The organism is Thermococcus sp. AM4 (genome assembly GCF_000151205.2).
In the GTDB taxonomy this organism is placed as follows: Archaea; Methanobacteriota_B; Thermococci; order Thermococcales; family Thermococcaceae; genus Thermococcus.
In genome coordinates, this window is sequence record NC_016051.1 from 944,678 (window position 1) to 965,701 (window position 21,024).

Annotated in this window: 23 protein-coding genes and 1 riboswitch; of the genes, 11 read left to right on the forward strand and 12 right to left on the reverse strand. The window is 55.5% G+C overall.

What is annotated here, in order from left to right; genetic code table 11:
• Positions 1-17: 17 nt before the first annotated feature.
• A riboswitch (Fluoride riboswitch) is annotated at positions 18-93 on the reverse strand.
• Positions 94-172: 79 nt separating this feature from the next.
• From TAM4_RS05210 to TAM4_RS05220, 3 genes are read left to right on the forward strand one after another with little or no spacing between them, the layout of a single operon-like run.
• Positions 173-898 carry an arginase family protein gene (locus tag TAM4_RS05210; RefSeq protein WP_014122197.1) on the forward strand — a complete coding sequence of 242 codons (726 nt, stop codon included), beginning with the start codon at positions 173-175 and terminating at the stop codon, positions 896-898.
• A 2-nt stretch (positions 899-900) separates the two neighbouring features.
• Complete coding sequence (locus tag TAM4_RS05215; RefSeq protein ID WP_014122198.1) at positions 901-1,224, forward strand: Sjogren's syndrome/scleroderma autoantigen 1 family protein; 324 nt, start codon at positions 901-903, stop codon at positions 1,222-1,224.
• Positions 1,221-1,433, forward strand: coding sequence for an ArsR family transcriptional regulator (locus tag TAM4_RS05220; protein WP_014122199.1), 213 nt, complete (start codon positions 1,221-1,223; stop codon positions 1,431-1,433). The genes TAM4_RS05215 and TAM4_RS05220 overlap by 4 nt, the downstream gene beginning before the upstream one ends.
• 65 nt (positions 1,434-1,498) lie before the next feature.
• On the opposite strand, the gene trmBL2 is transcribed toward TAM4_RS05220, so the two are convergent.
• From trmBL2 to TAM4_RS05260, 8 genes are all read right to left on the reverse strand, one after another.
• Positions 1,499-2,293, reverse strand: a complete 795-nt coding sequence (gene trmBL2, locus TAM4_RS05225) for an HTH-type transcriptional regulator TrmBL2 (protein ID WP_014122200.1) — start codon at positions 2,291-2,293, stop codon at positions 1,499-1,501.
• Between the two features lie 268 nt (positions 2,294-2,561).
• The gene (rgy, locus tag TAM4_RS05230) at positions 2,562-7,706 is read right to left on the reverse strand and encodes a reverse gyrase (RefSeq protein WP_014122201.1); all 5,145 of its coding nucleotides are present in this window, start codon (positions 7,704-7,706) and stop codon (positions 2,562-2,564) included.
• A gap of 4 nt (positions 7,707-7,710) precedes the next feature.
• A complete protein-coding gene (locus TAM4_RS05235) occupies positions 7,711-8,217 on the reverse strand; it encodes an SWIM zinc finger family protein (protein WP_014122202.1) in 507 nt (168 codons plus the stop codon).
• 59 nt (positions 8,218-8,276) lie between these two features.
• A complete protein-coding gene (gene rpl18a, locus TAM4_RS05240) occupies positions 8,277-8,510 on the reverse strand; it encodes a 50S ribosomal protein L18Ae (protein WP_014122203.1) in 234 nt (77 codons plus the stop codon).
• A gap of 46 nt (positions 8,511-8,556) precedes the next feature.
• Positions 8,557-9,243, reverse strand: coding sequence for a translation initiation factor IF-6 (locus TAM4_RS05245; RefSeq protein ID WP_014122204.1), 687 nt, complete (start codon positions 9,241-9,243; stop codon positions 8,557-8,559).
• A gap of 27 nt (positions 9,244-9,270) precedes the next feature.
• A complete protein-coding gene (locus tag TAM4_RS05250; protein WP_014122205.1) occupies positions 9,271-9,540 on the reverse strand; it encodes a 50S ribosomal protein L31e in 270 nt (89 codons plus the stop codon).
• A 10-nt stretch (positions 9,541-9,550) separates the two neighbouring features.
• A complete protein-coding gene (locus tag TAM4_RS05255) occupies positions 9,551-9,706 on the reverse strand; it encodes a 50S ribosomal protein L39e (protein ID WP_010477181.1) in 156 nt (51 codons plus the stop codon).
• A 112-nt stretch (positions 9,707-9,818) separates the two neighbouring features.
• On the reverse strand, positions 9,819-11,507 hold the full coding sequence (locus TAM4_RS05260; protein ID WP_014122206.1) for a methylmalonyl-CoA mutase: 1,689 nt from the start codon (positions 11,505-11,507) through the stop codon (positions 9,819-9,821).
• Positions 11,508-11,732: 225 nt separating this feature from the next.
• On the opposite strand from TAM4_RS05260, the gene TAM4_RS05265 reads away from it, so the two are divergent.
• The 7 genes from TAM4_RS05265 (at position 11,733) to TAM4_RS05295 (ending at position 17,490) form a co-directional block, all read left to right on the forward strand.
• Entirely contained in the window at positions 11,733-12,020 is a 288-nt protein-coding gene (locus TAM4_RS05265; RefSeq protein ID WP_014122208.1) for a hypothetical protein, read from the forward strand.
• 30 nt (positions 12,021-12,050) lie between these two features.
• Entirely contained in the window at positions 12,051-12,914 is an 864-nt protein-coding gene (locus tag TAM4_RS05270) for an MBL fold metallo-hydrolase (RefSeq protein WP_014122209.1), read from the forward strand.
• A gap of 381 nt (positions 12,915-13,295) precedes the next feature.
• The gene (locus tag TAM4_RS05275; RefSeq protein WP_014122210.1) at positions 13,296-13,778 is read left to right on the forward strand and encodes an Hsp20/alpha crystallin family protein; all 483 of its coding nucleotides are present in this window, start codon (positions 13,296-13,298) and stop codon (positions 13,776-13,778) included.
• 94 nt (positions 13,779-13,872) lie between these two features.
• Positions 13,873-16,263 carry a CDC48 family AAA ATPase gene (locus tag TAM4_RS05280; RefSeq protein ID WP_014122211.1) on the forward strand — a complete coding sequence of 797 codons (2,391 nt, stop codon included), beginning with the start codon at positions 13,873-13,875 and terminating at the stop codon, positions 16,261-16,263.
• Positions 16,264-16,319: 56 nt separating this feature from the next.
• Positions 16,320-16,784 carry a hypothetical protein gene (locus TAM4_RS05285; protein WP_014122212.1) on the forward strand — a complete coding sequence of 155 codons (465 nt, stop codon included), beginning with the start codon at positions 16,320-16,322 and terminating at the stop codon, positions 16,782-16,784.
• On the forward strand, positions 16,784-17,029 hold the full coding sequence (locus tag TAM4_RS05290; protein ID WP_014122213.1) for a hypothetical protein: 246 nt from the start codon (positions 16,784-16,786) through the stop codon (positions 17,027-17,029). The genes TAM4_RS05285 and TAM4_RS05290 overlap by 1 nt, the downstream gene beginning before the upstream one ends.
• Before the next feature lie 20 nt (positions 17,030-17,049).
• The gene (locus tag TAM4_RS05295) at positions 17,050-17,490 is read left to right on the forward strand and encodes a M67 family metallopeptidase (protein ID WP_237702128.1); all 441 of its coding nucleotides are present in this window, start codon (positions 17,050-17,052) and stop codon (positions 17,488-17,490) included.
• Here the strand turns inward: TAM4_RS05295 and TAM4_RS11725 are convergent.
• The 4 genes from TAM4_RS11725 to TAM4_RS05305 all read right to left on the reverse strand — a co-directional run bounded on the left by TAM4_RS11725 (position 17,466) and on the right by TAM4_RS05305 (position 19,514).
• The gene (locus TAM4_RS11725) at positions 17,466-17,621 is read right to left on the reverse strand and encodes a hypothetical protein (RefSeq protein WP_158306672.1); all 156 of its coding nucleotides are present in this window, start codon (positions 17,619-17,621) and stop codon (positions 17,466-17,468) included. The genes TAM4_RS05295 and TAM4_RS11725 overlap by 25 nt on opposite strands.
• A gap of 182 nt (positions 17,622-17,803) precedes the next feature.
• Positions 17,804-17,953: a hypothetical protein gene (locus TAM4_RS11790; protein WP_014122216.1), complete on the reverse strand. Its 150-nt coding sequence runs from the start codon at positions 17,951-17,953 to the stop codon at positions 17,804-17,806.
• A gap of 83 nt (positions 17,954-18,036) precedes the next feature.
• Positions 18,037-18,783, reverse strand: coding sequence for a glycerophosphodiester phosphodiesterase family protein (locus TAM4_RS05300; RefSeq protein ID WP_014122217.1), 747 nt, complete (start codon positions 18,781-18,783; stop codon positions 18,037-18,039).
• A 23-nt stretch (positions 18,784-18,806) separates the two neighbouring features.
• Positions 18,807-19,514, reverse strand: a complete 708-nt coding sequence (locus TAM4_RS05305; RefSeq protein WP_014122218.1) for a glycerophosphodiester phosphodiesterase family protein — start codon at positions 19,512-19,514, stop codon at positions 18,807-18,809.
• A gap of 98 nt (positions 19,515-19,612) precedes the next feature.
• Here TAM4_RS05305 and TAM4_RS05310 point away from each other — a divergent pair, with 98 nt between their 5' ends.
• Positions 19,613-20,974 (forward strand): SLC45 family MFS transporter, encoded by a 1,362-nt coding sequence (locus tag TAM4_RS05310; protein WP_014122219.1) that lies wholly within the window; start codon positions 19,613-19,615, stop codon positions 20,972-20,974.
• The last annotated feature ends 50 nt before the right edge of the window (positions 20,975-21,024 follow it).

Sequence of the window (21,024 nt, forward strand, 5' to 3'; positions counted from 1 at the left end):
CTACCGCCTCCTTCCGTGGTAGAACAGGCGTCATCAGCCCGAGCGGGCGGTTCGGGCTCGAAGCCCCGGGCGGACGCCATCGCCCGTCCCCCTATTGGAGGGTCGCTTAAAAACGTTTTCGTTCGACCCTCAACGTTAAAAGGATCGGGGGAGAACCTGAGGGGGATGCATCATGGTAACGTTCGTTCCCTTCGGCGAAAAACCAAACAGAGAAGGCGTGGAGTACGCGAGAAAACTCCTGCTGAGGGAGGGGCTCATCGATGACGCCAGGATTGTGGAAGCCAGAAACGTTGAGGGGCTCGCGAGGGAGGTTCAGCCGGATTGCTGCTACATCGTGGGGGAGCACCTCGCCACCTACGGGATCGCAACGAAACTCAAACCTTCTTCAATCCTGAGCCTGGACGCCCACACCGACCTCATGCACGATTACCTCGACCACGGTTCGTGGCTGGCCTACGCCCTTGAAAACGGGATCGTGAACAGGGCCGCCGTTGTTGGGGCCGTGCTGATGATACCGACGACGAACAGAACCCGGCTGTGGAGGAGAAGGGTGCGGATTTACCCGGCCCTCCCGAGAACGCGGAAAACCGGGCGGGGATGGAGGGCGTACGTAAACCTCACCAACCACGGAGTTGACGGAGTGCTCGACGACGCCCTCAGGTACCTCGGAGAGGAGATATACCTGACGATAGATCTCGACGTCCTGAGGCCGGAATACCGGATAGCGAGGTTTCAGCACGGGGAGCTAACACTGGAGGAGCTCCTGGAGCTGATTGAGGGCATCAAGGAACGCTTTAAGGTGGTTGCCTTTGATCTAGCCGAGATCTCCGACAGGATAAAGAGGTCAAAGCCGGGCAAAAAAGCCCTCGTTGAGGTGTTCTCCGCGCTGAGGTGGTGAAGGTGAAGGGACCAACGGAGGAGGAGATCAGAAAGGTGATAATGCCCCTCATGCTGTCGGGTGCGAAGATGCTCGACAGGCACTGCCCCAAATGCGGCTCACCCCTCTTCGAAAAAGACGGAAGGGTTTTCTGTCCCGTCTGCGAATACAGGGCCAAGCAGAGACGGGAAGAGGTCAGGGAATTCGAGGAGATACTGCTTGAAAAGCTCAACGAGCTTGCCTCAAACCTTCCGGACGATCCGGATGAGCTTGAGAAACGCTTAAGTGTGATGGAGAGGATAATAGACCTGATTGAAAAGTACAGAAGGCTGGAGGGATCGGCGTGAAGAACAGAAGGGTTTTAAAAGCTCTTGAAACCGGCCCCAAAACCGTTGAGGAGATAGCGGAGGAAACGGGCCTCTGGGTGATGGAAGTAAGGAGGTACCTCCTCCGGTTCGCGGAAGGGGGAAAGGTTGAGAGCTTCGAGAAGGACGGAAAGATCCTCTGGAAGATACGGGAGAGGAAACCCGAAGAGGAGGAGTTCAAGTACGTCTGAAGATTTTCTTTTATGTCCCTTATGTTCTTGGGAAACCCAATAACGGAGAAGAGAAGGAGAGAGGCTCAAAGCGGCTTGGCCTTCTCCCAGTACTCGTTGAACTTGCCCTCAAAGAGCGCCCTGACGCGGAAGTCCTTGATCCATATCTGGGTCTCGTAGTTGAAGTAGCGCGCGGCCATGTCCTCGAGGGCGAAGAAGACCTCGTCGTCGCAGATGAGCATCGGCAGGTCGAACTTGTCGGCCACTCTGAGCTCGATCTTGCCGGCCTTGGCGTAGTCGAGCAGCTTGGAGGACTTGAGCCTCGGGAGGAGGTTCTCGGCGACGACTATCTTGACCTTAACGCCCCTGTCAACCGCTGCTATGATGTCCTTGTCGAGGTTAACCGCTATGTAGCCGTCGTCGGCGAGGAGTATCTTCTCCTGAACGCCCTCGAACATCTCCTTGGTCTTGAGGGTGGCGTTCCTGATTCCCCTGACAACCCAGACGCGCTCAACGCCGTACTTCGGAATCTCGGTCTCGATGAGCGGGGTCATGAGCTCGAGGAGTTCTTCCTTCGCCTTCTTCTTGGCCTCAAGCTCCTCGGCAACCCTCTGCTGCCACTCCTCGATGAACTTCTCGAGGATGTTCTGCGGGTGAACCGGCCTGTACTTGTTGACCTTGCCCGGCTGGCTTATGGCAAAACCCTTCTTCTCAAGGCTCCTGAGAACGTCGTAGGTTCTCGGCGCGGGAACCTCTGAAACGCTGGCCAGCTCCGCTGGGGTTAGTACTCCGAACCCTACCAGGGCCACGTACGCCCTTGCCTCGTACAGGTTCAACTCGAAGTGCTCCTGGAGGAGCTCTACCATCCTGTCCTTCACCATCTTTACCACCACCAAAATTTCTTGTTTATAATGTCCGCATAAGCCCATATAAATTTTTTCCCTCTTTTGAGTCGGGGGCAAATGTGAGAAGTATCCCGTAATGAAATAACTCCTATGGATCTTATTTGAAGTGCATGGAGATGCAACATGATTACTATGGCAATTTCTTGACTTTAAAGGTTTTCGGTGGGGAAAATATCCGCCCGAAAAAACAGCGTTACTATTAAGCAAAAGGGAAAAGAAAAGGGTTACAGAAAGAGACAGGGGGTTAACTGCATCCTTCCTTTCTAATCTCGCATGCTATCTCACGGTACAGTTCGTTCAGAACTTCAAGGTAATTCAGCTTACCCTCTTCGATTAGGTCCATCTTCTCCTCCAGCTCTCTCGTTTTCTCCTCGCTCACCAGCTCGCGGTACTTGCTGATGAGGTAGTGGTAGACCTTGATGCCCTTCTCCGTTGGAACGAGCTTCTTCCTACCCCTAGTCTCGAAAACGTAGTACCTCTGGAGGAGCGTCTGGACTATCTTCGCATACGTTGACGGCCTCCCTATGCCGCGCTCCTTCATAAGGGCTATTATGTCGCCCTGGGTGTAGAGGGAAACCTTCGGCGCCTTCCACTTCTTGAACTCAACCACTTTGAGCTTTGCCCCGGGCTCAAGCTTCGGCAGCTGTCTCAACGGCGGGCTTCTGAGTTTCGTCCAGCCGTCCTTGAGGATCTCGACGTAGCCCTCGAGCTCCACCTTTCCAACGCCCGCGTTTATCACCGCCCTCTCGTGAAGAATAACCGCCGGGACCATCTGGCTCGTCATAAAGCGCCTGAAGATCATGTCGTAGAGCCTGTAATGGTTGCGCGTGAGGTTCCTCGGGAGCTGGATTACGCCGTCGCGGATGAGCTGCATCAACCTGCCGGTGTCGATGGGCCTCGTCGGCCTTATGGCCTCGTGCGTGCCCTCTTCACCCCATGGCCTCGGCTTGAAGTACTCCTCGCCGAGCTCGCTTGTGATGTACTCTTTGGCGATTTCTATGCCCGTGCTGCTGACGTGAGTTGAGTCGGTTCTGTGGTAAGTACAGTTGTGGGAAACCGCGCCGTTTGCGATGAAGTTCTCGGTTGTCGTGGTGAAGTCGTAGAGCTTTCCGGTGTAGTGCTCCTCGTCAACGTCCACAACCTTAACCCACGTTACGTTGGCCTCAACGAGAGAGCGTAGATAATCTTTGACTTCGTTATCTTCCACGTACTCAAGGACTTTGGCAAGCTTATTCCTTGGCACGCTTCCGGGCTTCTTCAGCCAGTTCCAGATATCAATGCCTTCCTCTCTAAGGAGCCTCGCTTTGGTACCGTTGGGGAATATTAGCTCTTTGATTAGAGCTCCAATGGGTATCGTATCAGATTCGTTGGGTTTCCTCGTTCTCCTGTATGCAGAATAAGTTTCCTCGAACTGGGCCCTCCTAATCCTGAGGTACGGGTAGATTTTCTCCCGGAAGATGCCGAGACTGCGGTTGCTTATTATGAGGTCCCAGACCCCAGTTCTTTTGTCCCGCTTGAGGTAGTTGAGGATGCCAACCTGGTAGAGATAAACGCTGAGCTTCTTGAGAACGTCTCCGCGCTTCGATGTAAGGAGGGCTCTGAAATTAACTCCCCTCTTGTCATGGAGCAGAGAAAACGTTCCGTCCGTGTCAAAGTAGCCAGCAATCATTGCGTTGAGCATCTTTTCAGGTATCGTGAAGATTATGGGATTGAGTTCGCCAGAGCGACCACCGAGGCGCCTGAAGAGCTCCACAAGGATTGAGTTTGAAAAGCCGACTTGATTGGTAGTCTCGAACACGTGGAGGAACGGAAACGTCTCCTCAAGGATTTCCTTGACCTGCTTGAGGGGGGTTTGGGATATGAGGACTTTGCTGCCCCTGAGCGTTCCGTCCCCCAGAACCAAGCCGAAAACGTACCAGAAGTTCTCATCAAGCTTGAAGTTGGGAATCCTCCTGCTTCCTGCCCTCTGGCGGTAAATTGATACGACATGGGGCTCGTAGTCGTCCACTCCCCACTCCACAAGTTTCGCCAGCGGAACGACGCGGTTGCGGAGGTACTTGTACTTCGTGCTGGTCTTGATTCTCTCCCTAACGAGGGGTGCGATTTTTGAGTCAAAGTACTCCCCCTTAAGCTCAACCATAACATCAGTTATTCCAAGTTCAATTAGCATCTCGAGGAGGGTGTATTCCCTCGTTCCCTTGTGCCCAGTGTTGTAAGCGAAGGCAACGTAATCCCCGGGCTCGATATTCTTCGTGGAAACCCAGCCAAGCTTTCCATCGCGAAGCACCAAGAGACCATGATCAGGAGTCGCCCTTATCTCGTGCCCGTTCTGGAGCCGTACAACCTTCAAAGGCCCGTTCCAGTTAATCTCCCAGAACTTTGTGGCCTTTGCGTTCTTGGCTTTCAAACCGTTTACTGCGAGGAGATTTCCTTCTTTACTCCTGACGGCATCTTTAATCCTCATAATTCTCCCATCTGCGAGGGTAACCACTGTATCTGGGGTAACACAGAGACCTGCTTCGAACAGATCCTGAGCCAATCTCATCGTCTCCGGGGCCGAAAGCTTGAGGAAGGTGGAAGCATCGCGGAGCATCGCGTCGGTCGTGTACGGCGGGGCGGGGTTGAGCTCCCTCTCCTCGAGCTGGACCTCCTCCACCGTGACGTACTCCGGTGGCTCGACGTCCTTGCCGTCCTTTCCGAGCTCGACCGTTACCTGAAGGCCGTTTTCAAGCGTTAAGCCGAGGAAGTAAACCTCGCTCTCGGTAAACTCCTTGTACCGCTCGATGATCCAGCCGAGGACCGGCGTCTGAACCCTTCCGGCGGAGAGATTCCTGTTCTCAAAGACCCTCTGGAGCTCCTGGCTGAGCTCAAAGCCTATCCACCTGTCCTCTATGCGCCTCACCATCTGGGCCTCTACCCTCGCCTCGTTGACGTCCCTCGCCTCACGTATTGCCTTCATTATGGCCGGCCGCGTGACCTCGTGGAACTCAACGCGCTTGATGTTGGGGGTGTAAGGAGCAAGAACGTTCCTTATGTCCCAGGCTATCTTCTCACCCTCCGTGTCCGGATCGGTTGCTATGAGGATCTCATCAACCTCCTGGGCTATCTCGCGCATTGCTTTGACGTTCTCGAGGGCATCGTGGACGTTTCTAGAGCCACAGCGCGGACAAACGCCCCGCTCCTCCCAGTCCACGAACTGGTAGCCGCAGTCGCGGCAGCGCTTTATGGTATCGTAAACGGGTATGAACTTGAGCATGTCCCCCTCGCGTTCTATCAGAACACCGTGGTAGCCCTCGTTCGTGACCAGGTCGAACATGTGCCCCCCGCTCGCCAAAATCGTCAGCATCTTATCGCCCACGCTGACCTCGTAGGCAACGAGCTCACCGATTCTCGTCTTGCTAGGCCTGCCGAAGAAGTTGGCTATCGTCCTGGCCTTGTTGGGGCTCTCCACGATCATGAGGGCCGATTTAACGAGGTCCTTGACCTTCGAGCTTATCTTGCCCTCCATAACCAGCTTTACCTTCTCCCTGTCCTCATCTATCTCCTTCAGGAGTTTCTCAAGGTCGAGCTCCTCGAAGGGCACCATCTTGAACTCGGTGAAGCGCCAGCGCATCTGCCTCACGAGGCCGTTGAAGACCTTCTCGTTGTCCACTATGAGGACGCTGAGTCCCTTCGTTATTCCGCCCGCGAAGAGCCTGCTCGTCCTCCCGGTTGCCTGGATGTACGTCCTAACATCTGGAATCTCGATGAACCACTTGCCCTCTTCCTTCACAAGGCTGACGAAGGGGTCCTCCGCGAGCCTTTTGAGAACATCCTCCTTTTTCAGGACCTCGCGCAGGAACTCGACGAGCTCGCGGAAGACGTTGAGAACCGTCTTGTGGAAGTCGTTCTCGATGGGAAGGCCCTCCGCCAAGGCCTCCTCAATCTTCAGGAGCTCGAACTGCGGGATGTTTCTAATCAGCCTTCTGAGCCTCGCATGTAGCTTTTCGGCCTTCCTCCTGTCCTCGTCGTCGAGGAAGTCCATGACCTCGCTGAGCAGACCGAGGGCGCGGTATATGGTGGGCCTCTCAAGGTCTATGCTAAAGCGGAACTTGGGAACGCCTGTGAAAACGGCGTAGCGGATTAGGTGGGGCAAATCCAGACCCCTGACTATCGAGCCGTAGTAGGTTGCAACGCCAACGAGGTAATCCGCTTCGCCATTCTCAAACCTCTCAACGGCCTTCTTGTTCTTCGAGCTCGCGAGTTCAACGGCGAAGCCCCTCTCCTTAAGATAGTCCACGAGCTCCTCGGCGTAGCTCAGCCCCTGGTCGATGGGGACAAAGATGAGGCCGCCCTTCCCGAGTTTCCTGAGGAGCTCCTCCACGTGCTCCTTGACGTCCTTACTCGGCTTTAAATAGCTGTCCACGACGTTCCTCAGCGCGCTCCTTCCGGAACCGACCTCGAAGCCGAGCAGTTCGCGGTAGAGCTTTATCCTGTCGCCCCTCGCCGAACCGGTTGCCGAGGCGATGATCATGATTCCGATGTCGTTCTTCCTCTTGAACTCCTCGATCTCGCGCTGGATTTTCTCTATCGCCTCGTTGAGCTCCTTAAGCCTGTCGTTTTTGTCCTGGGAGTTTCCGTTGAGGTATCTCGCCATCTGCTTCTTGAGCCTTATGATTTCCCAGGCCTTGCCGATGATTTCCTCGGTGAAGCCGAGGAGCAAAAGCGAGCGGTCTATGTTCTTGCTCGCCTTGAGGAAGGCATCGACGTCGTCGACGAAGATGAAATCGAAGTGCCTCCCCTTCAGCTTCTCGTCGAAGTTTCTAGCTAACCACTGGGCGCTCGTTATGAGTATGTCGTAGTCCCCGCTTTCGATTTTGGCGAGCATCTCTTCCTTTTCCTTCTTCCTGAGGTTGCCGTGGTAGTAGGCGAGGTTAACATTGAGCCCCGTTCTCTCGATTATCGCCTGAACCTTTCTTATGGTCTGGATTACCAGGGGCGTCGTGGGAACGACTATGTAGCTCTTCTTGCCCTTCGTGGCGTAGTAGACGGACATGAAAGCTCCAAAGGTGCTCTTGCCCATTCCGGTTGGAGCGATTATCGAGAAGCTCCTTCCCTTGAGGAGCCTTTTGACCCACGTCCTCTGGGCGCTCCAGAAGGTAAAACCGGTTGCCTTCCGGAAGAAGTCCTCTATCTCACGGGTTTCGCTCTCAAGGCGGTATATTCTCTCCCAATCCTTTAACCTGCTTGCGTTAAGAAGGGCGTCCCTAACGGCGGAAACAAGCTCAAAATAAGAGTCAATCGCGATTGGCTCATTTAAACAGCTCTCGCACGGGTTTCTCATGGAGAGCCTCTCGTCGGATATCCTGCCCCTGCAGTTGGGGCACATCTCCCGGTACAGGGCCTTCATGGTCTCACCCCACCGATCTTATTCTTAAACGTTGAAACTCCGATTTAAGCCTTTCTGTGACGGCGTAATCGGGGAACAGGGCGGAGTACTCGTCCAACAGAACCTCTATCCGCTTTAGTTTCCTGCCTTCTGGGTCTTTTTCGAGCAGTTTAAAGGCCTCGTAAAAGAGCTTCGCTGCGTCGCTGCCGCTCTCGTCGGTTTCAAGGGCGTGCTCAAGCTCCCTAAGGAGAACCTTCCATCTCAGCTCGGGGACGGAGTTGAGCATTGAATACGCACAGCCTTCACCGAATGGTTCCTCACCAGGACAGTCAAAGTAAAAACCCCTTTCGTAGGCTATTTCAACCGCGCGGACGTGTTCGCAGTTCCCTCCCCTGGGGCACGTGCAGAAGCTCGAATCACCATCGACTTCAACGTAGTAGGGGTAATCCTCGAGAACCTTGCCGTAGAGCCGATCGCCGGATTTCACGACCCAGAGAACCCTTCCGGAGTAGTAGAGCCCCTCCCCATCCATGATAACCACAGAGGTTAGTAAGAAACGCCACTTAAAAAGCTATCGTAAATGAAGAAAAATCAGAGCTCGAGGCTGAGCCTCCTGACTATCGGGTTCTCGGCCTCTTCGGGGCTTATCTCCTCGATGCTCTCAATCCATATCTTGGTCCTCGGGACGCGGTGCTTGCTCCCTATCTCGGAGTAGACGAGCTCGACGACGTGCTCCGGCTTGAGAGCGCGGTACTCCTTGGTGAAGGGCTGCTTGAGCTTACCCCTCTGGAAGATTCCCTTAACGCGGTAGACCTTGACCTCCATTTCCATCCCCTCCTTCAGCGGGCCTTTGAAGGTGAACTTTTAAGCTTTATCCGAGGAAGCCTAAAGCCTCTTCAATCTTCACTATCTCGGGGCCGGTCGTCAAATGCCCGACGACGACGCCGTGCGAGTTGGCTATCATGCACGAGCCGACGAAGGGAACGCCCATGTTGGCGGTTCCGACGTATACATCGACCTTGAAGAGGTCGCTCAGCCACTCGAGCTCCTCGTCGGTCGCCTCGGGGTGCACGAGACCGCCCCTGTTCGTGACGACGCCGACGCTTCCAACCGCCGTGTAGTCGGCTATAACGCCTCTCTCAACAGGAACGCCGAGAATATCTTCAATCTTCCTCGCTTCCTCCCTTGTGAAGTCCTTGCTGACCAGAGCGCCTTTGTCGTTCGCTAAAATCAGGTTTCCGAAGGCGGTGAGCCTGCTCTGGAAGGGGACGACCTCCATGTCAATCCCGTACTCCCTGAGCTGGGCGTTTATGAAGTCGAGCTCGGCGTCCCAGATGTACCAGGGAACTATCAGTGCGTTGGAGTTGCCGGCAACGAATATGCCGACGATGCGCGACTTCATAACGCTCGTCTCGATGAGCGGGACCTTCAAAACTTCCCTGAGGACCTCTAGCTTCTTCTCGCCGAGGCCCTCCCTAATCACCGCTACCCTGTCGGTGGCGAAGCCGTAAACGCCGAGATATGGAGAGTTTTCAAAATCGAGCCTCTCGATGTGCATCTCTTCACCTCTAAAAAGTGGTTAAAATCAGGCCAGGGAGACCTTTGCAACCCTCTTGCCGTCAACTTCCTCAACGACGACCTTAACGCGGAGCTTGTTGGGTGGCTTCTCCGCCCCGCGCTCCCAGAGCTTCTCGTTGACGGCCGGGTCGAGCTTGACCTCCTCGGCCTTGGCGTGCCTCGCTATCCACTCGCGGACGAATTTGGCCGCTCTCGGGGCCCTCTTCCAGCGCGGAACGCGCTTCTTTATCTTCCTGATGGGAACGACGAATATGACCTCCTCACCGGGCTTGATCATTTAGACCACCTCACTCCTTGAGCTTGGTTCTCCTCCAGTGTCTCCTCTTCGGGTGGGTCATAACCTTCCTGTTCGTCTTAACGATAACCCAGACGGGAACGCGCCTGTTCTGCTTCGCGGCCTTAGCGAGCCTCAGCTTCTTTGCAAGCGGCTTGTTTCTCGCCATAGCTACACCTCCCGGTTTGCTAAAGTCATCGTGAATGCCTAACGTTCCTTCAGTTACCCGTTTTTAAGCTTTTTTGTGAGGCGCGAGAAAAGTTGGAAAAAAGGGTCAGGGCTCAGAATATCAGCGGAGCGCGGTACTCTCCCCAGACTTCCCTTAAAACGTCCGTAACCTCGCCGAGTGTCGCGAGGTGCCTGTGGGCCTCGATGATGTAGGGCATGAGGTTCTCGTCGTCGGTTTCGGCCGCGTTCCTGAGCTTGTCGAGAGCTTCTTCAACCTTCTTGTTGTCCCTCTCGGAGCGGAGCTTCTTAAGGCGCTCAATCTGCTTCTCGCGGATGCTCGGGTCGACCTTGAGTATCTCGACCTCAAGGGGCTCATCCGTCTGGAACTTGTTGACGCCGACGATTATCCTCTTGCCTTCCTCTATTTCCTTCTGGTACTTGTAGGCGGCATCTGCAATCTCCTTCTGGATGTAGCCCCTCTCGATTGCCCTCATCATTCCGCCCATCTTCTGAATCTTCTCGATGTACTTCAGGGCCTCCTCGTAGATGTGGTCGGTGAGCCACTCGATGTAGTAGGAACCCCCGAGCGGGTCAACGGTGTCAACGACACCGCTCTCGTAGGCGATAATCTGCTGGGTCCTCAGGGCAATCCTCACGCTCTTCTCGGTCGGGAGCGAGAGGGCCTCATCGTAGGAGTTGGTGTGTAAACTCTGGGTTCCGCCGAGAACCGCCGCGAGGGCCTGAATGGCAACGCGGACGATGTTGTTCTCGGGCTGTTGAGCGGTAAGCGTTGAACCTGCCGTCTGGGTGTGGAAGCGGAGCATCATGGAGCGCGGGTTCTTGGCGTTGAACCACTCCTTCATGATGTATGCCCAGAGCCTCCTCGCGGCTCTGAACTTGGCAATCTCCTCGAGGAAGTTGTTGTGAGCGTTGAAGAAGAAGCTCAGCCTCCCGGCGAATTTATCAACGTCCATACCGCGCTCGATGACGGCCTTGACGTACTCTATACCGTCGGCCAGGGTGAATGCAACCTCCTGGACCGCGTTGGCGCCGGCCTCTCTGATGTGGTAGCCGCTTATGCTTATCGAGTTCCACTTCGGTATGTTCTCGGCACAGTACATTATGATGTCCGTTGTAAGGCGCATGCTCGGCTGGGGCGGAAAGATGTAGGTTCCCCTCGCTATGTATTCCTTCAGGATGTCGTTCTGAACCGTTCCGCGGAGCTTCTCCTGCGGAACGCCCTGCTCTTCAGCAACCAGAATGTACATCGCGAGCAGATTAGCGGCGGTCGAGTTAATCGTCATGCTCGTTGAGACCTTGTCGAGCGGAATACCGTCGAAGAGAATCCTCATGTCCCAGAGCGAATCAATGGCAACGCCGACCTTTCCGACTTCGCCTTCGGCCATCGGGTGGTCGGAGTCGTAGCCGAGCTGGGTCGGCAGGTCAAAGGCGACGCTCAAACCGGTCTGTCCCTGCTCGAGGAGGTACTTGTAGCGCTTGTTGCTCTCCTCGGCGGTGGCGTAGCCCGCGTACTGCCTCATCGTCCAGAATCTGCCACGGTACATCGTTGCGTAGACGCCGCGCGTGAAGGGATACTCACCCGGAAAGCCGAGCTTCTCGAGGTAGTCCCAGTCCTCGCCGAGGTCAGCGGGAGTGTAGAGCCTCTTAATTTCGAAACCATCATCCGTCATGAACTTCTCCTTTCTCTCAGGGGCCTTCTGGAGGAACTTCGTGACTGTTGTTTCCTCCCAGCGCTTCTCCTCCTCGCGAATCTTGGCGAGCTTCTCCTTATCGAAGGTCATGCGAACCACCTAATCCCATTTGAATTCCGACCTATAAAAACCTTTTACATAGCGAAAGGAAGCATTTGGCATTGGATAAAAAGTCCAGTTTGAGAGGTTCGAAAACCTGACAAAACGTCGAATGGGAAGGGGCATTGTTTTGAACATTGTTCCGAATCGAAACAAAAAACCTAATAAACAACGAAATCTTAAACAAAAAATCGAAAACCTTGCGGAGGTGATGCAATGCAAACCCTGGTTCGGAGGGCGCGCTCCAAGTGGGTCACGGGGCTGAGGCCCAAACTGGAGGAAGCCTTTTCTCGCGGGGCCGTTGAGGGAACCCTCGTTGGGAGAGCCGTGATAGAGGGCATTGACATGGTTGAGGTCGTTGAGGTAAAGCTCGCCCCCGGAAAGCCGGAGGGGCCGTCCTTCGAGATCTCCGGTAGAATCGTGACCTTCAAGTTCCCCGTGGAGAAGGGGGAGAGCCTTGACGACGTCTACTACCCCCTGATGGGTATGCTCAACAGGGTCTAAAGCTTTAAGCTCCCTCCCCAAGTTTTTCTGATGCTCGTCAAAGGTATAGGCCTCGACAGCTCGGCTCGCTTCACCTTCCAGAGCCACGCCCACAGCGACCACTTCGTTAGCGGGGAGGTTATATTCGCGACCAGAGCAACTAAGTTCCTCAGCCACCTCCGCAAGGGCGGGTTCTACCGCGAAGTTAGATTCAGAAGGACCGTCTACATCGGCGATGTTAAGGCGAAGCTTTATCCTGCAGGCCACATGCTCGGCTCGGCCGGAATAAAGCTCTGGCTCGACACTGGAACACTCTTCTACACCGGCGACACCAAGTGGTTCAAGCTGAGAACGGCAGAGAAGAGTCGCTTCCCGAGGGCGGACTTTCTGATAATCGAGGCGACCTTCGGCGTCCCAGCCTTCACGTTCCCCTCGCCGAGGGAAGCTGAAAAGAAGCTAATCGCCTTCGTCGAGGAAGCCATTGACAGGGGAAAGAGGCCCGTTCTCTACGTGAACCAGACCGGGAAGGCGCAAGAGGTTATGAAGATACTCGACGTCCACGGGATAACCGTAAGGCCCTCGCGCGAGATGCTGAAAGTGGCGAGGGTTTACTCCAAGTTCGGGGTTCGCTTCGGCAACATCGAGAGTGATGGCGATGTAATCCTCCGCTCCTACCGCTCGCCGAGGGTCGAGAACTCTTTAAGCCCCTGGGAGCTGACTGTTTCCGGCTTCGGAAGGCTGAGGCTCAGCAACCACGCCGACTTCTGGGAGCTGGTGAGGATCGTCGAGAGAGTTAAGCCTGAGAGAATCTTCACCGTCTACGGCTTTGCCCGGGAGTTCGCGGAAATTCTGAGGGGGCTCGGCTACGAGACCCGTTATCTGCAACCGGATTCAACAGTCGAGCTGGAAGGCTGACAGGTATGTGCCTACTCTGAAAGTCTTTCGTTGAAATTTTGGCAAATTTGGGACCAAAACCTTAATATATTCGAAAAACACTAAGAATATCCGGAAAATACTCGACACCCCGGCGAACTGATAGGAGTGGGTGGCGGGCTCGCGGCAGTGCTCCCGTGGCCGGAGTTCGGGAGGATAAAATAAGCACAAAAGGAATTAGGGGGTGATGCACAAGCGGGAGCTTTCCGCTTTTTCAGCCTTTTCTAATGCATTACCCGTTTTCTATGCGATCTCCTCAGAAAATTTAGTCACCTTTTGTTCAGTAAATCGAAAAGTTTATAAAGGGTTCCTTTTTAGTAACTATCGGTAACCAAAATAAAGGCCGTCGAGAGGTGATGCCCGATGGTCTGGAGAAGGGACCGCTACTGGGATCCATTCGACATAATGAGGGAAATCCAGGAGGAGATTGACGCCATATTCAGGGACTTCATGCGCGGACCGAGGCTCTGGAGAACCGAGCCCAGGGAGAGCATTGCCGTCAGCGAGACATGGAGAGAGCCCTTCGTGGACATCTTCGACAGGGGAGACAGGTTCGTCATCACCGTTGAGCTCCCAGGAGTCAGGAAGGAGGACATCAAGCTCAGGGTTACCGAGGACACCGTCTACATCGAGGCCCAGATAAAGCGCGAGAAGGAGCTCGAGGAGGAGGGCGCGATAAGAATCGAGCGCTACTACAGCGGCTACAGGAGGGCCATCAGGCTTCCGGAGGAAGTCATTCCCGAGAAGGCGAAGGCCCGCTACAACAACGGCGTCCTCGAAATCGAGCTTCCCAAGAAGGCCCCAAAGAAGCCCGAGGGAGAAGGCTTCGAGGTCAAGATTGAGTGAAGTTACTCTTTCGTTGTTTTTCATTTGAAGAGGCTCCGCCCCTAGGTAAAATAAACTCATCACAATCATCGCTCACAAAACGGAGGTGGTGTATATGAGCGAGAGGAAGGAGATCAAGCTTAAGGTTGCGTCCGCTTATCAGAGGGACGTAGGTAGGGGAATCGTCAGGATTGACAGGAAGGCCATGCGCGAGCTCGGCGTCCAGCCCGGCGACATAGTTGAGATTATCGGAACCAAGAACACCGCAGCGGTCGTCTGGCCGGCTTATCCAGAGGACGAGGGACTCAACATCATCAGAATGGACGGAACCATCAGGAAGAACGCCGGCGTTGGACTCGGCGACGAGGTTACGGTTAGGAAGGCCGACGTCAAGGAGGCGAAGAAGGTCATAGTCGCTCCAACCGAGCCGATTCGCTTTGGAAGGGACTTCGTTGAGTGGCTCCACAGCAGGCTCGTCGGCAGGCCCGTCGTCAGGGGAGACTACATAAAGGTCGGAATCCTCGGTCAGGAGCTGACTTTCGTCGTTACCGCGACGACTCCAGCCGGAATAGTCCAGATAACCGAGTTCACCGACTTCCAGGTTAGCGAGAAGCCCGTTAAGGAGGTCAGCAAGGCGGCAGCGCTTGGCGTTACCTACGAGGACATCGGCGGCCTGAAGGACGTCATCCAGAAGGTCAGGGAGATGATTGAGCTCCCGCTCAAGCACCCGGAGATATTCGAGAAGCTCGGCATCGAGCCCCCGAAGGGTGTCCTGCTTTACGGTCCGCCGGGAACCGGTAAGACGCTCCTTGCAAAGGCCGTCGCCAACGAAGCCAACGCCCACTTCATAGCCATCAACGGGCCTGAGATAATGAGCAAGTACTACGGCGAGAGCGAAGAGAGGCTCAGGGAGGTCTTCAAGGAGGCCGAGGAGAACGCACCGGCGATAATCTTCATAGACGAGATTGATGCAATAGCTCCCAAGAGAGAGGAGACCCACGGCGAGGTTGAGAAGCGCGTCGTCAGCCAGCTCCTGACGCTGATGGACGGCCTCAAGAGCAGGGGCAAGGTCATAGTCATCGGTGCCACCAACAGGCCCGACGCGATTGACCCGGCTCTCAGGAGGCCCGGAAGGTTTGACAGGGAGCTTGAGGTCGGCGTCCCGGACAAACAGGGTAGAAAGGAGATCCTCCAGATACACACCAGGGGAATGCCCATCGAGCCGGAGTTCAGGAGGAGCAAGGTCCTGGAGATACTCGAGAAGCTCCGCGGCGACGAGAGGTTCAGGGACGTTATCGACAGGGCTATAGAGAAGGTCGAGAAGGCGAAGGACGAGGAGGAGATAAAGAAGGCACTGAAGGAGCTCGACGAGAGGCTCTACGAGGAGATCAGGGCAAAGCTCATCGACGCGCTCCTCGAGGAGCTGGCTGAAGTAACGCACGGATTCGTCGGAGCCGACCTCGCGGCGTTGGCCAGAGAGGCGGCAATGGCCGCGCTCAGGAGGCTCATCAAGGAGGGCAAGATCGACTTCGAGGCCGAGAGCATACCCAGGGAAGTCCTCGAGGAGCTCAAGGTCACCAGGAAGGACTTCTACGAGGCGCTCAAGATGGTCGAGCCGTCGGCGCTCAGGGAGGTCCTCCTCGAGGTGCCGAACGTCCGCTGGGAGGACATCGGAGGCCTTGAGGACGTCAAACAGGAGCTCAGGGAGGCAGTAGAATGGCCACTCAAGTACCCGGAGGCATTCATGGGACTCGGAATCACCCCGCCGAAGGGAATCCTGCTCTACGGTCCGCCGGGAACAGGTAAGACCCTCCTCGCCAAGGCCGTGGCGAACGAGAGCGAGGCCAACTTCATCGCCATCAAGGGTCCAGAGGTGCTCAGCAAGTGGGTCGGCGAGAGCGAGAAGAACATCAGGGAGATATTCAGGAAGGCTCGCCAGGCGGCTCCGACGGTGATATTCATCGACGAGATTGACGCAATAGCTCCGCGCAGGGGAACCGACGTCAACCGCGTAACCGACAGGCTCATCAACCAGCTCCTCACCGAGATGGACGGAATCCAGGAGAACAGCGGTGTCGTCGTCATCGGTGCCACCAACAGGCCGGACATCATCGACCCGGCCCTGCTCAGGCCAGGAAGGTTCGACAGGCTGATACTCGTGCCAGCGCCGGACGAGAAGGCCAGGCTGGAGATATTCAAGGTGCACACCAGGAAGGTCCCGCTCGCGGAGGACGTGAACCTTGAAGAGCTCGCCAAGAGAACAGAGGGCTACACCGGTGCCGACATAGAGGCCGTCGTCAGAGAGGCCGCGATGCTCGCCATGAGGAGAGCGCTCCAGGAGGGCATCATCAAGCCCGGCATGAAGGCCGACGAAATCAGGAGAAAGGTCAAGGTCACCATGAAGGACTTCGAGGAGGCCCTGAAGAAGATTGGGCCGTCGGTGAGTAAGGAGACGATGGAGTACTACAGGAAGATACAGGAGCAGTTCAAGCAGTCCCGCGGTTGACCGCGTGGCACCTTCACATTTTTAACTTCTTCCTTTCTACCCTCTGAGGTGGTTCGATGAGGAGGAAGATTGCGGTTTTGGTTTTTCTGGCGGTATTTCTGATGATGTACCTCTACCCCCTCTCGATAGTTCCGCTCCTGCTCCTCGCGAGGGAGTGGGAGGAATTCCGGGAGGAGTGGAGAAAGTCGGCCCTCTTAATAGGGCTCTCAATACCGCTCTACGGGGCGAAAATTGCCCTCGGCATCTCCGGCTGGGCTAAGACCCTTGGGATAACGCCGATTCACGTTTCGCTTGCAATATGGTGGGGTGTTTATCTTTCGTTCACGGTGCTCCAAACGCTGGCGGTTTACTACGTCTACCGCGTCGGAAAGGGGCTGGGCGACTACGCGAGAACCGGTGGGCTCGTAATGCTGATTGCCGTTCCGCTACACCTGCTCAGCCTCAAGCTCTACTTCATCCTCACGTGGACCGGGTTGCTCCTCTTCCTGCTCGGTCTTGAAAAGGGAAAGGAGGTGATATGATGATTTACGGAGTTTTGCTCAGCATACCGGAAAAGCTGGTGCAGAAGTATGAGGACCAGGTCAGGAAGACGATCGGCTACGGCATAGCCAGGGGTGACATAATAAGCTTCACCGAGGCCAAGTACAAGGGCGACGTCGCCTTCGTGATGCTCGCCCGCTCGAGGAGGGCCGCTGAGAGAACGTTCTCCGAGCTCTCGGAGCTTCCGATCTACGTCAAGGTCATAGAGATCGAGGGCGAGAGCTGATTCTTTAACTTTTTTAGGGGATGGAGATGAAGCTCGTCCTCGGGGAAGGACTCAGGAAAAAATTGATCGAGAAGGCACGAGGCTCTCCCGTTGAGGTGTGCGGATTTCTCTTCGGGAAAAAGACGGATGAGATGCTCCAGGTCGTTGAAGTTAGGTTCGTTCCAAACAGACTGAACTCTCCAAGGGCTTTTGAGATGGAGCCCGAGGCGATGCTGGAGGCACTCGAATGGGGTGAGGAGAGGAAACTCGATGTCGTCGGGATCTTCCACTCCCATCTCGGCTGTCCGGCCGTGCCGAGCGAAAGGGATCTAAGGGGGATGCTGCTCTGGCCTGTGGTGTGGCTGATCTTCTCGGACGTTGAGGGACTGAGGGCGTGGGTTCTGGAGAATGAACAAACGAGGGAAGTGGAAATAGAAGTTGGAGGAGGGGAGGAGCGTCAGGCTATGAGCTCGACCTCGTAGGCGATAGCGTTGAACTCGCTCATCTTTTCCTTGGCTATTCTCTCCGCCTTTTCTACGTCGTTCGCAGGAACGACAATCTCCCAGGGCATTTCCTTTTCCCGGTAGTAGAGTATCCTCGCCAGCATGGACATCACCTCAGTGTATCACCAAGCGTGAAAAACGCTGAGGCCCAATTTAAAAGCTTTGCTGAATATTAACGATCATCGATGAACAGAAAAGTGATGACATCAGTGAACTGAAGAGAGCCTGTGATCATAAATGTCCAGCGGGCGAAAGAGGGGGAAGGAATAAGTGAAAGCGACGCAGAACTTATTCAATCGAGCCTTTCGAGTTCAAAAACGCGGGCGTTCCTGGCTTTAAGTTCCCTTACCGCGATCCTGCGGGCGAGGTCGGCGTTTTCCGCCTCAAAGGTTATCCTCTTTCCGTGGTATCTCCCCCCGTGGAGGGTCACGGCCCACTTCATGGTTTCACCGACTTATTGTCATTTGTTCAAACTTTATAAGTTTAACGGGCGGTGATATGGACATTTCGTCAAAAAACGAAAGGTCACCGGAGGCCAATCCGCCTGAGGTAGGCCATCACGTTCTCCACGTCGTTGGCTATGACGACCTCAAAGAGGCCCTTGAGCCTGGCGAGGTTGTCGTCGGCGTAGAAGAGCCTGTCGTCTTCGGTCCAGAGGACGACCTTTAGGCCGAGGGAGCGGGCCCACTGAATGGCCTGAAGGGTCTTCTCGAAGCCGAGGAGATAGACTGCCTCCATCGGAACGTTGATCGACCAGAGGTTGAGCTCTTCCTTGAGCCTCGGAAGCAGAGAAACGACCTCCTCCCTGTTTATCAAAAGCCCCATCGTCGTCTCCCTATCGAACTTCCGGTATTCCCTGAGGGCCTCAACGTCGAAGGACGATATCATAACGCGCCCGGGGTTGTTGGCCCTGACGATCTCGGCGACCCTCTCAACCGCGTCCCTGTCCTTGAGCTCTACGTTTATGAGGGCATCGTCTGGAAGGGCCTCAAAGACCTCCTCTAAGGTAGGGATCCTCTCGCCCCCGCCGAGATCCGCCTTCTTCAGCTCCTCGAGGGTCATGTCCTTCTGCCTTCCGCTCATGTCGCTCGTCCTGTCTATGGTCTCGTCGTGCATCACGACAACGTGCCCATCCTTGGTCAGCCAGACGTCCAGCTCAACACCGTCAGCTCCTGCTTCAATCGCCTTTCTGAAGGCAAGCAGGCTGTTCTCGGGGAACTTCCCCATGAAACCCCTGTGGCCCAGAACTATAACCTTCTCCCTGTCCCACATGCGAGTTCCCTCAAACCCGATGGTCACTTGGGCGATATAAACCTTTTCAGTCTCGCGGGGTCGTCAGAGATGACCCCATCAGCCACGCCGAGAACCCGGGGAACGAGCTCGACTTCGTTCATCCGATAGTTCCAGAGCAGTATTTTCAGGTTTCTCCGCCTGTAGAGGTTGAGAAGGCCCAAAAAGCCCCGGAACCCAATGTATCGCACGAGATCAAGGGGGACGTGGATGGAATACGAGTTGGCCCTGAGGCTGAGGAAGAGGCTCCGTGCGTTCGTTATTGAGAACCCCACACGGCAATCGGGACAGGCCCTCCCGATCCTGTGCACCCACTCGAAAACGTCAACGGATAATATGGCCCTTCCGAGCATTCCCTCCCTTTCAAGCTCCCGCAGAAGGGGTTCCAGGGCCAGGATTTCCTTGATGTCCGCGTTTATGATCGGTGGAGAAAGCCGGAGAACGTCCCGAACGCGGGGGATGAGCTTTCCGAGGGGATGGAGGCGAACGAGCTCCCGATATGTTAAATCGCCCACGGAGTACAGCCTTCCATCGGCCATAAAAACTTCGTCGTGGAGGACGACGGGTTTGCCGTCGCGGGTCATTCTCACGTCGAACTCAATCCCCTCGGCATGGACAAGGGCCCTCCTGAATGCAGGAAGCGTGTTCTCCAAAGGCCCCCTGAAGCCCCTGTGACCGAGGATAATTGGCTTTCCAGTGCGCCCGGGCCTCATCTTCCCAACCTCAGACACATGCCTCAAAATCCTTAAAAGTTATTGCCACCAACTAAGTCCCCCCTCCAGCCCCCATAATCAATCCGGAGGTGAAACGGGTGCAGTTCAAATACTCCCGCATATTCCTGCTCGGCTTCGGTTTCTTCGGTATAAGCATAATATGGGCCCTCTACAACGCCTACATACCGATATTCCTTCAGGACACCTTTGGGATGAGCAGAACCGTGACGGGCTTCATAATGACGATAGACAACCTCTTCGCGGTCCTACTGCTCCCGTTCCTCGGGGCCTTGAGCGACATGACCCGGACGAAGCTCGGGAGGAGAAAGCCCTACATCCTCCTCGGTGCTCCCTCCGCTGCCCTGATGTTCGCGCTGATCCCCATAGCCAGGGAGCACGGCAACTTGGCCCTATTCATGGGGACGATAATCCTCATGAACTTCTTCATGGCCCTCTTCCGCTCGCCGGTCGTTGCCTTCATGCCCGACATAACACCGAGCGAAAAGAGGAGCCAGGCCAATGGCATAATCAACTTCATGGGCGGTCTCGGGGCCCTGCTCGCGTACTTCGGCGGGAAGGTTCTCTACGAGATGAACTACGCCTATCCCTTCTACTTCGGAGCCGCGATAATGCTCCTTGCGAACCTCCTGGTGGTTCTCTTCGTGCCGGAGCCGGAGGAGTACAGGGTTCCGGGGAAGGGCATAAACCTAAGGAAGCTTCTCTCTGAGACTTCACGCAAGAGCTTCGGTGAGCTGAAGGAAAACCTCAGGGACGTTTTCGCAAGCCACGAAAAGAGCCTGCTCGCGATCCTTCTCGCGATATTCTTCTGGTTCGTGGCCTTTAACTCCCTCGAGACATTCTTCACGAGCTACGTCAAGTACCACCTCTACGGCGTACCCGTTGGTGCCCCCGAAACCGAGCTGACGAGGAAGATCGAGAGCACGGGGGCGTTTATGCTCGGCGTCTTCAGCCTGAGCTTCATGCTCTTCGCCATTCCGGCGGGCTTCATTGGAGCGAGGCTCGGCAGAAAGAAGACGATAACGCTGGGCCTCCTGATGGTCGTCATCATAATGCTCGGGGCGTTCTTCATAGGGGAAACCTCAAGGCCATCGAGCCCGAGCCTCTCGGACCCGGTCATAATGACCTTCATGGGGCTGTTCTTCCTCGGCGGAATCGGCTGGGCTATGGTCAACGTGAACTCCCTGCCAATGGTCGTGGACATGACGACGGAGGAAAAGCTGGGTGGCTACACCGGTCTCTACTACTTCTTCAGCCAGGCCGCTAATCTCCTCGCCCCTCCACTCGCGGGAGCGTTCCTCGACCTCATCGGCTACGAAACGCTCCTGCCCTTTGCGATGGCCTTCTTCGTCCTGGCGCTTGCGACGGTGCAGTTCGTCAGGAGGGGCGACGTGGTCAGATCAGCGGGAGATGCATTGGACTACGTTCCGGACATGGACTGAGCCTTGTCTCTTTTTTACACATCCTAAATGCGGTTACCCTATTATTGGGC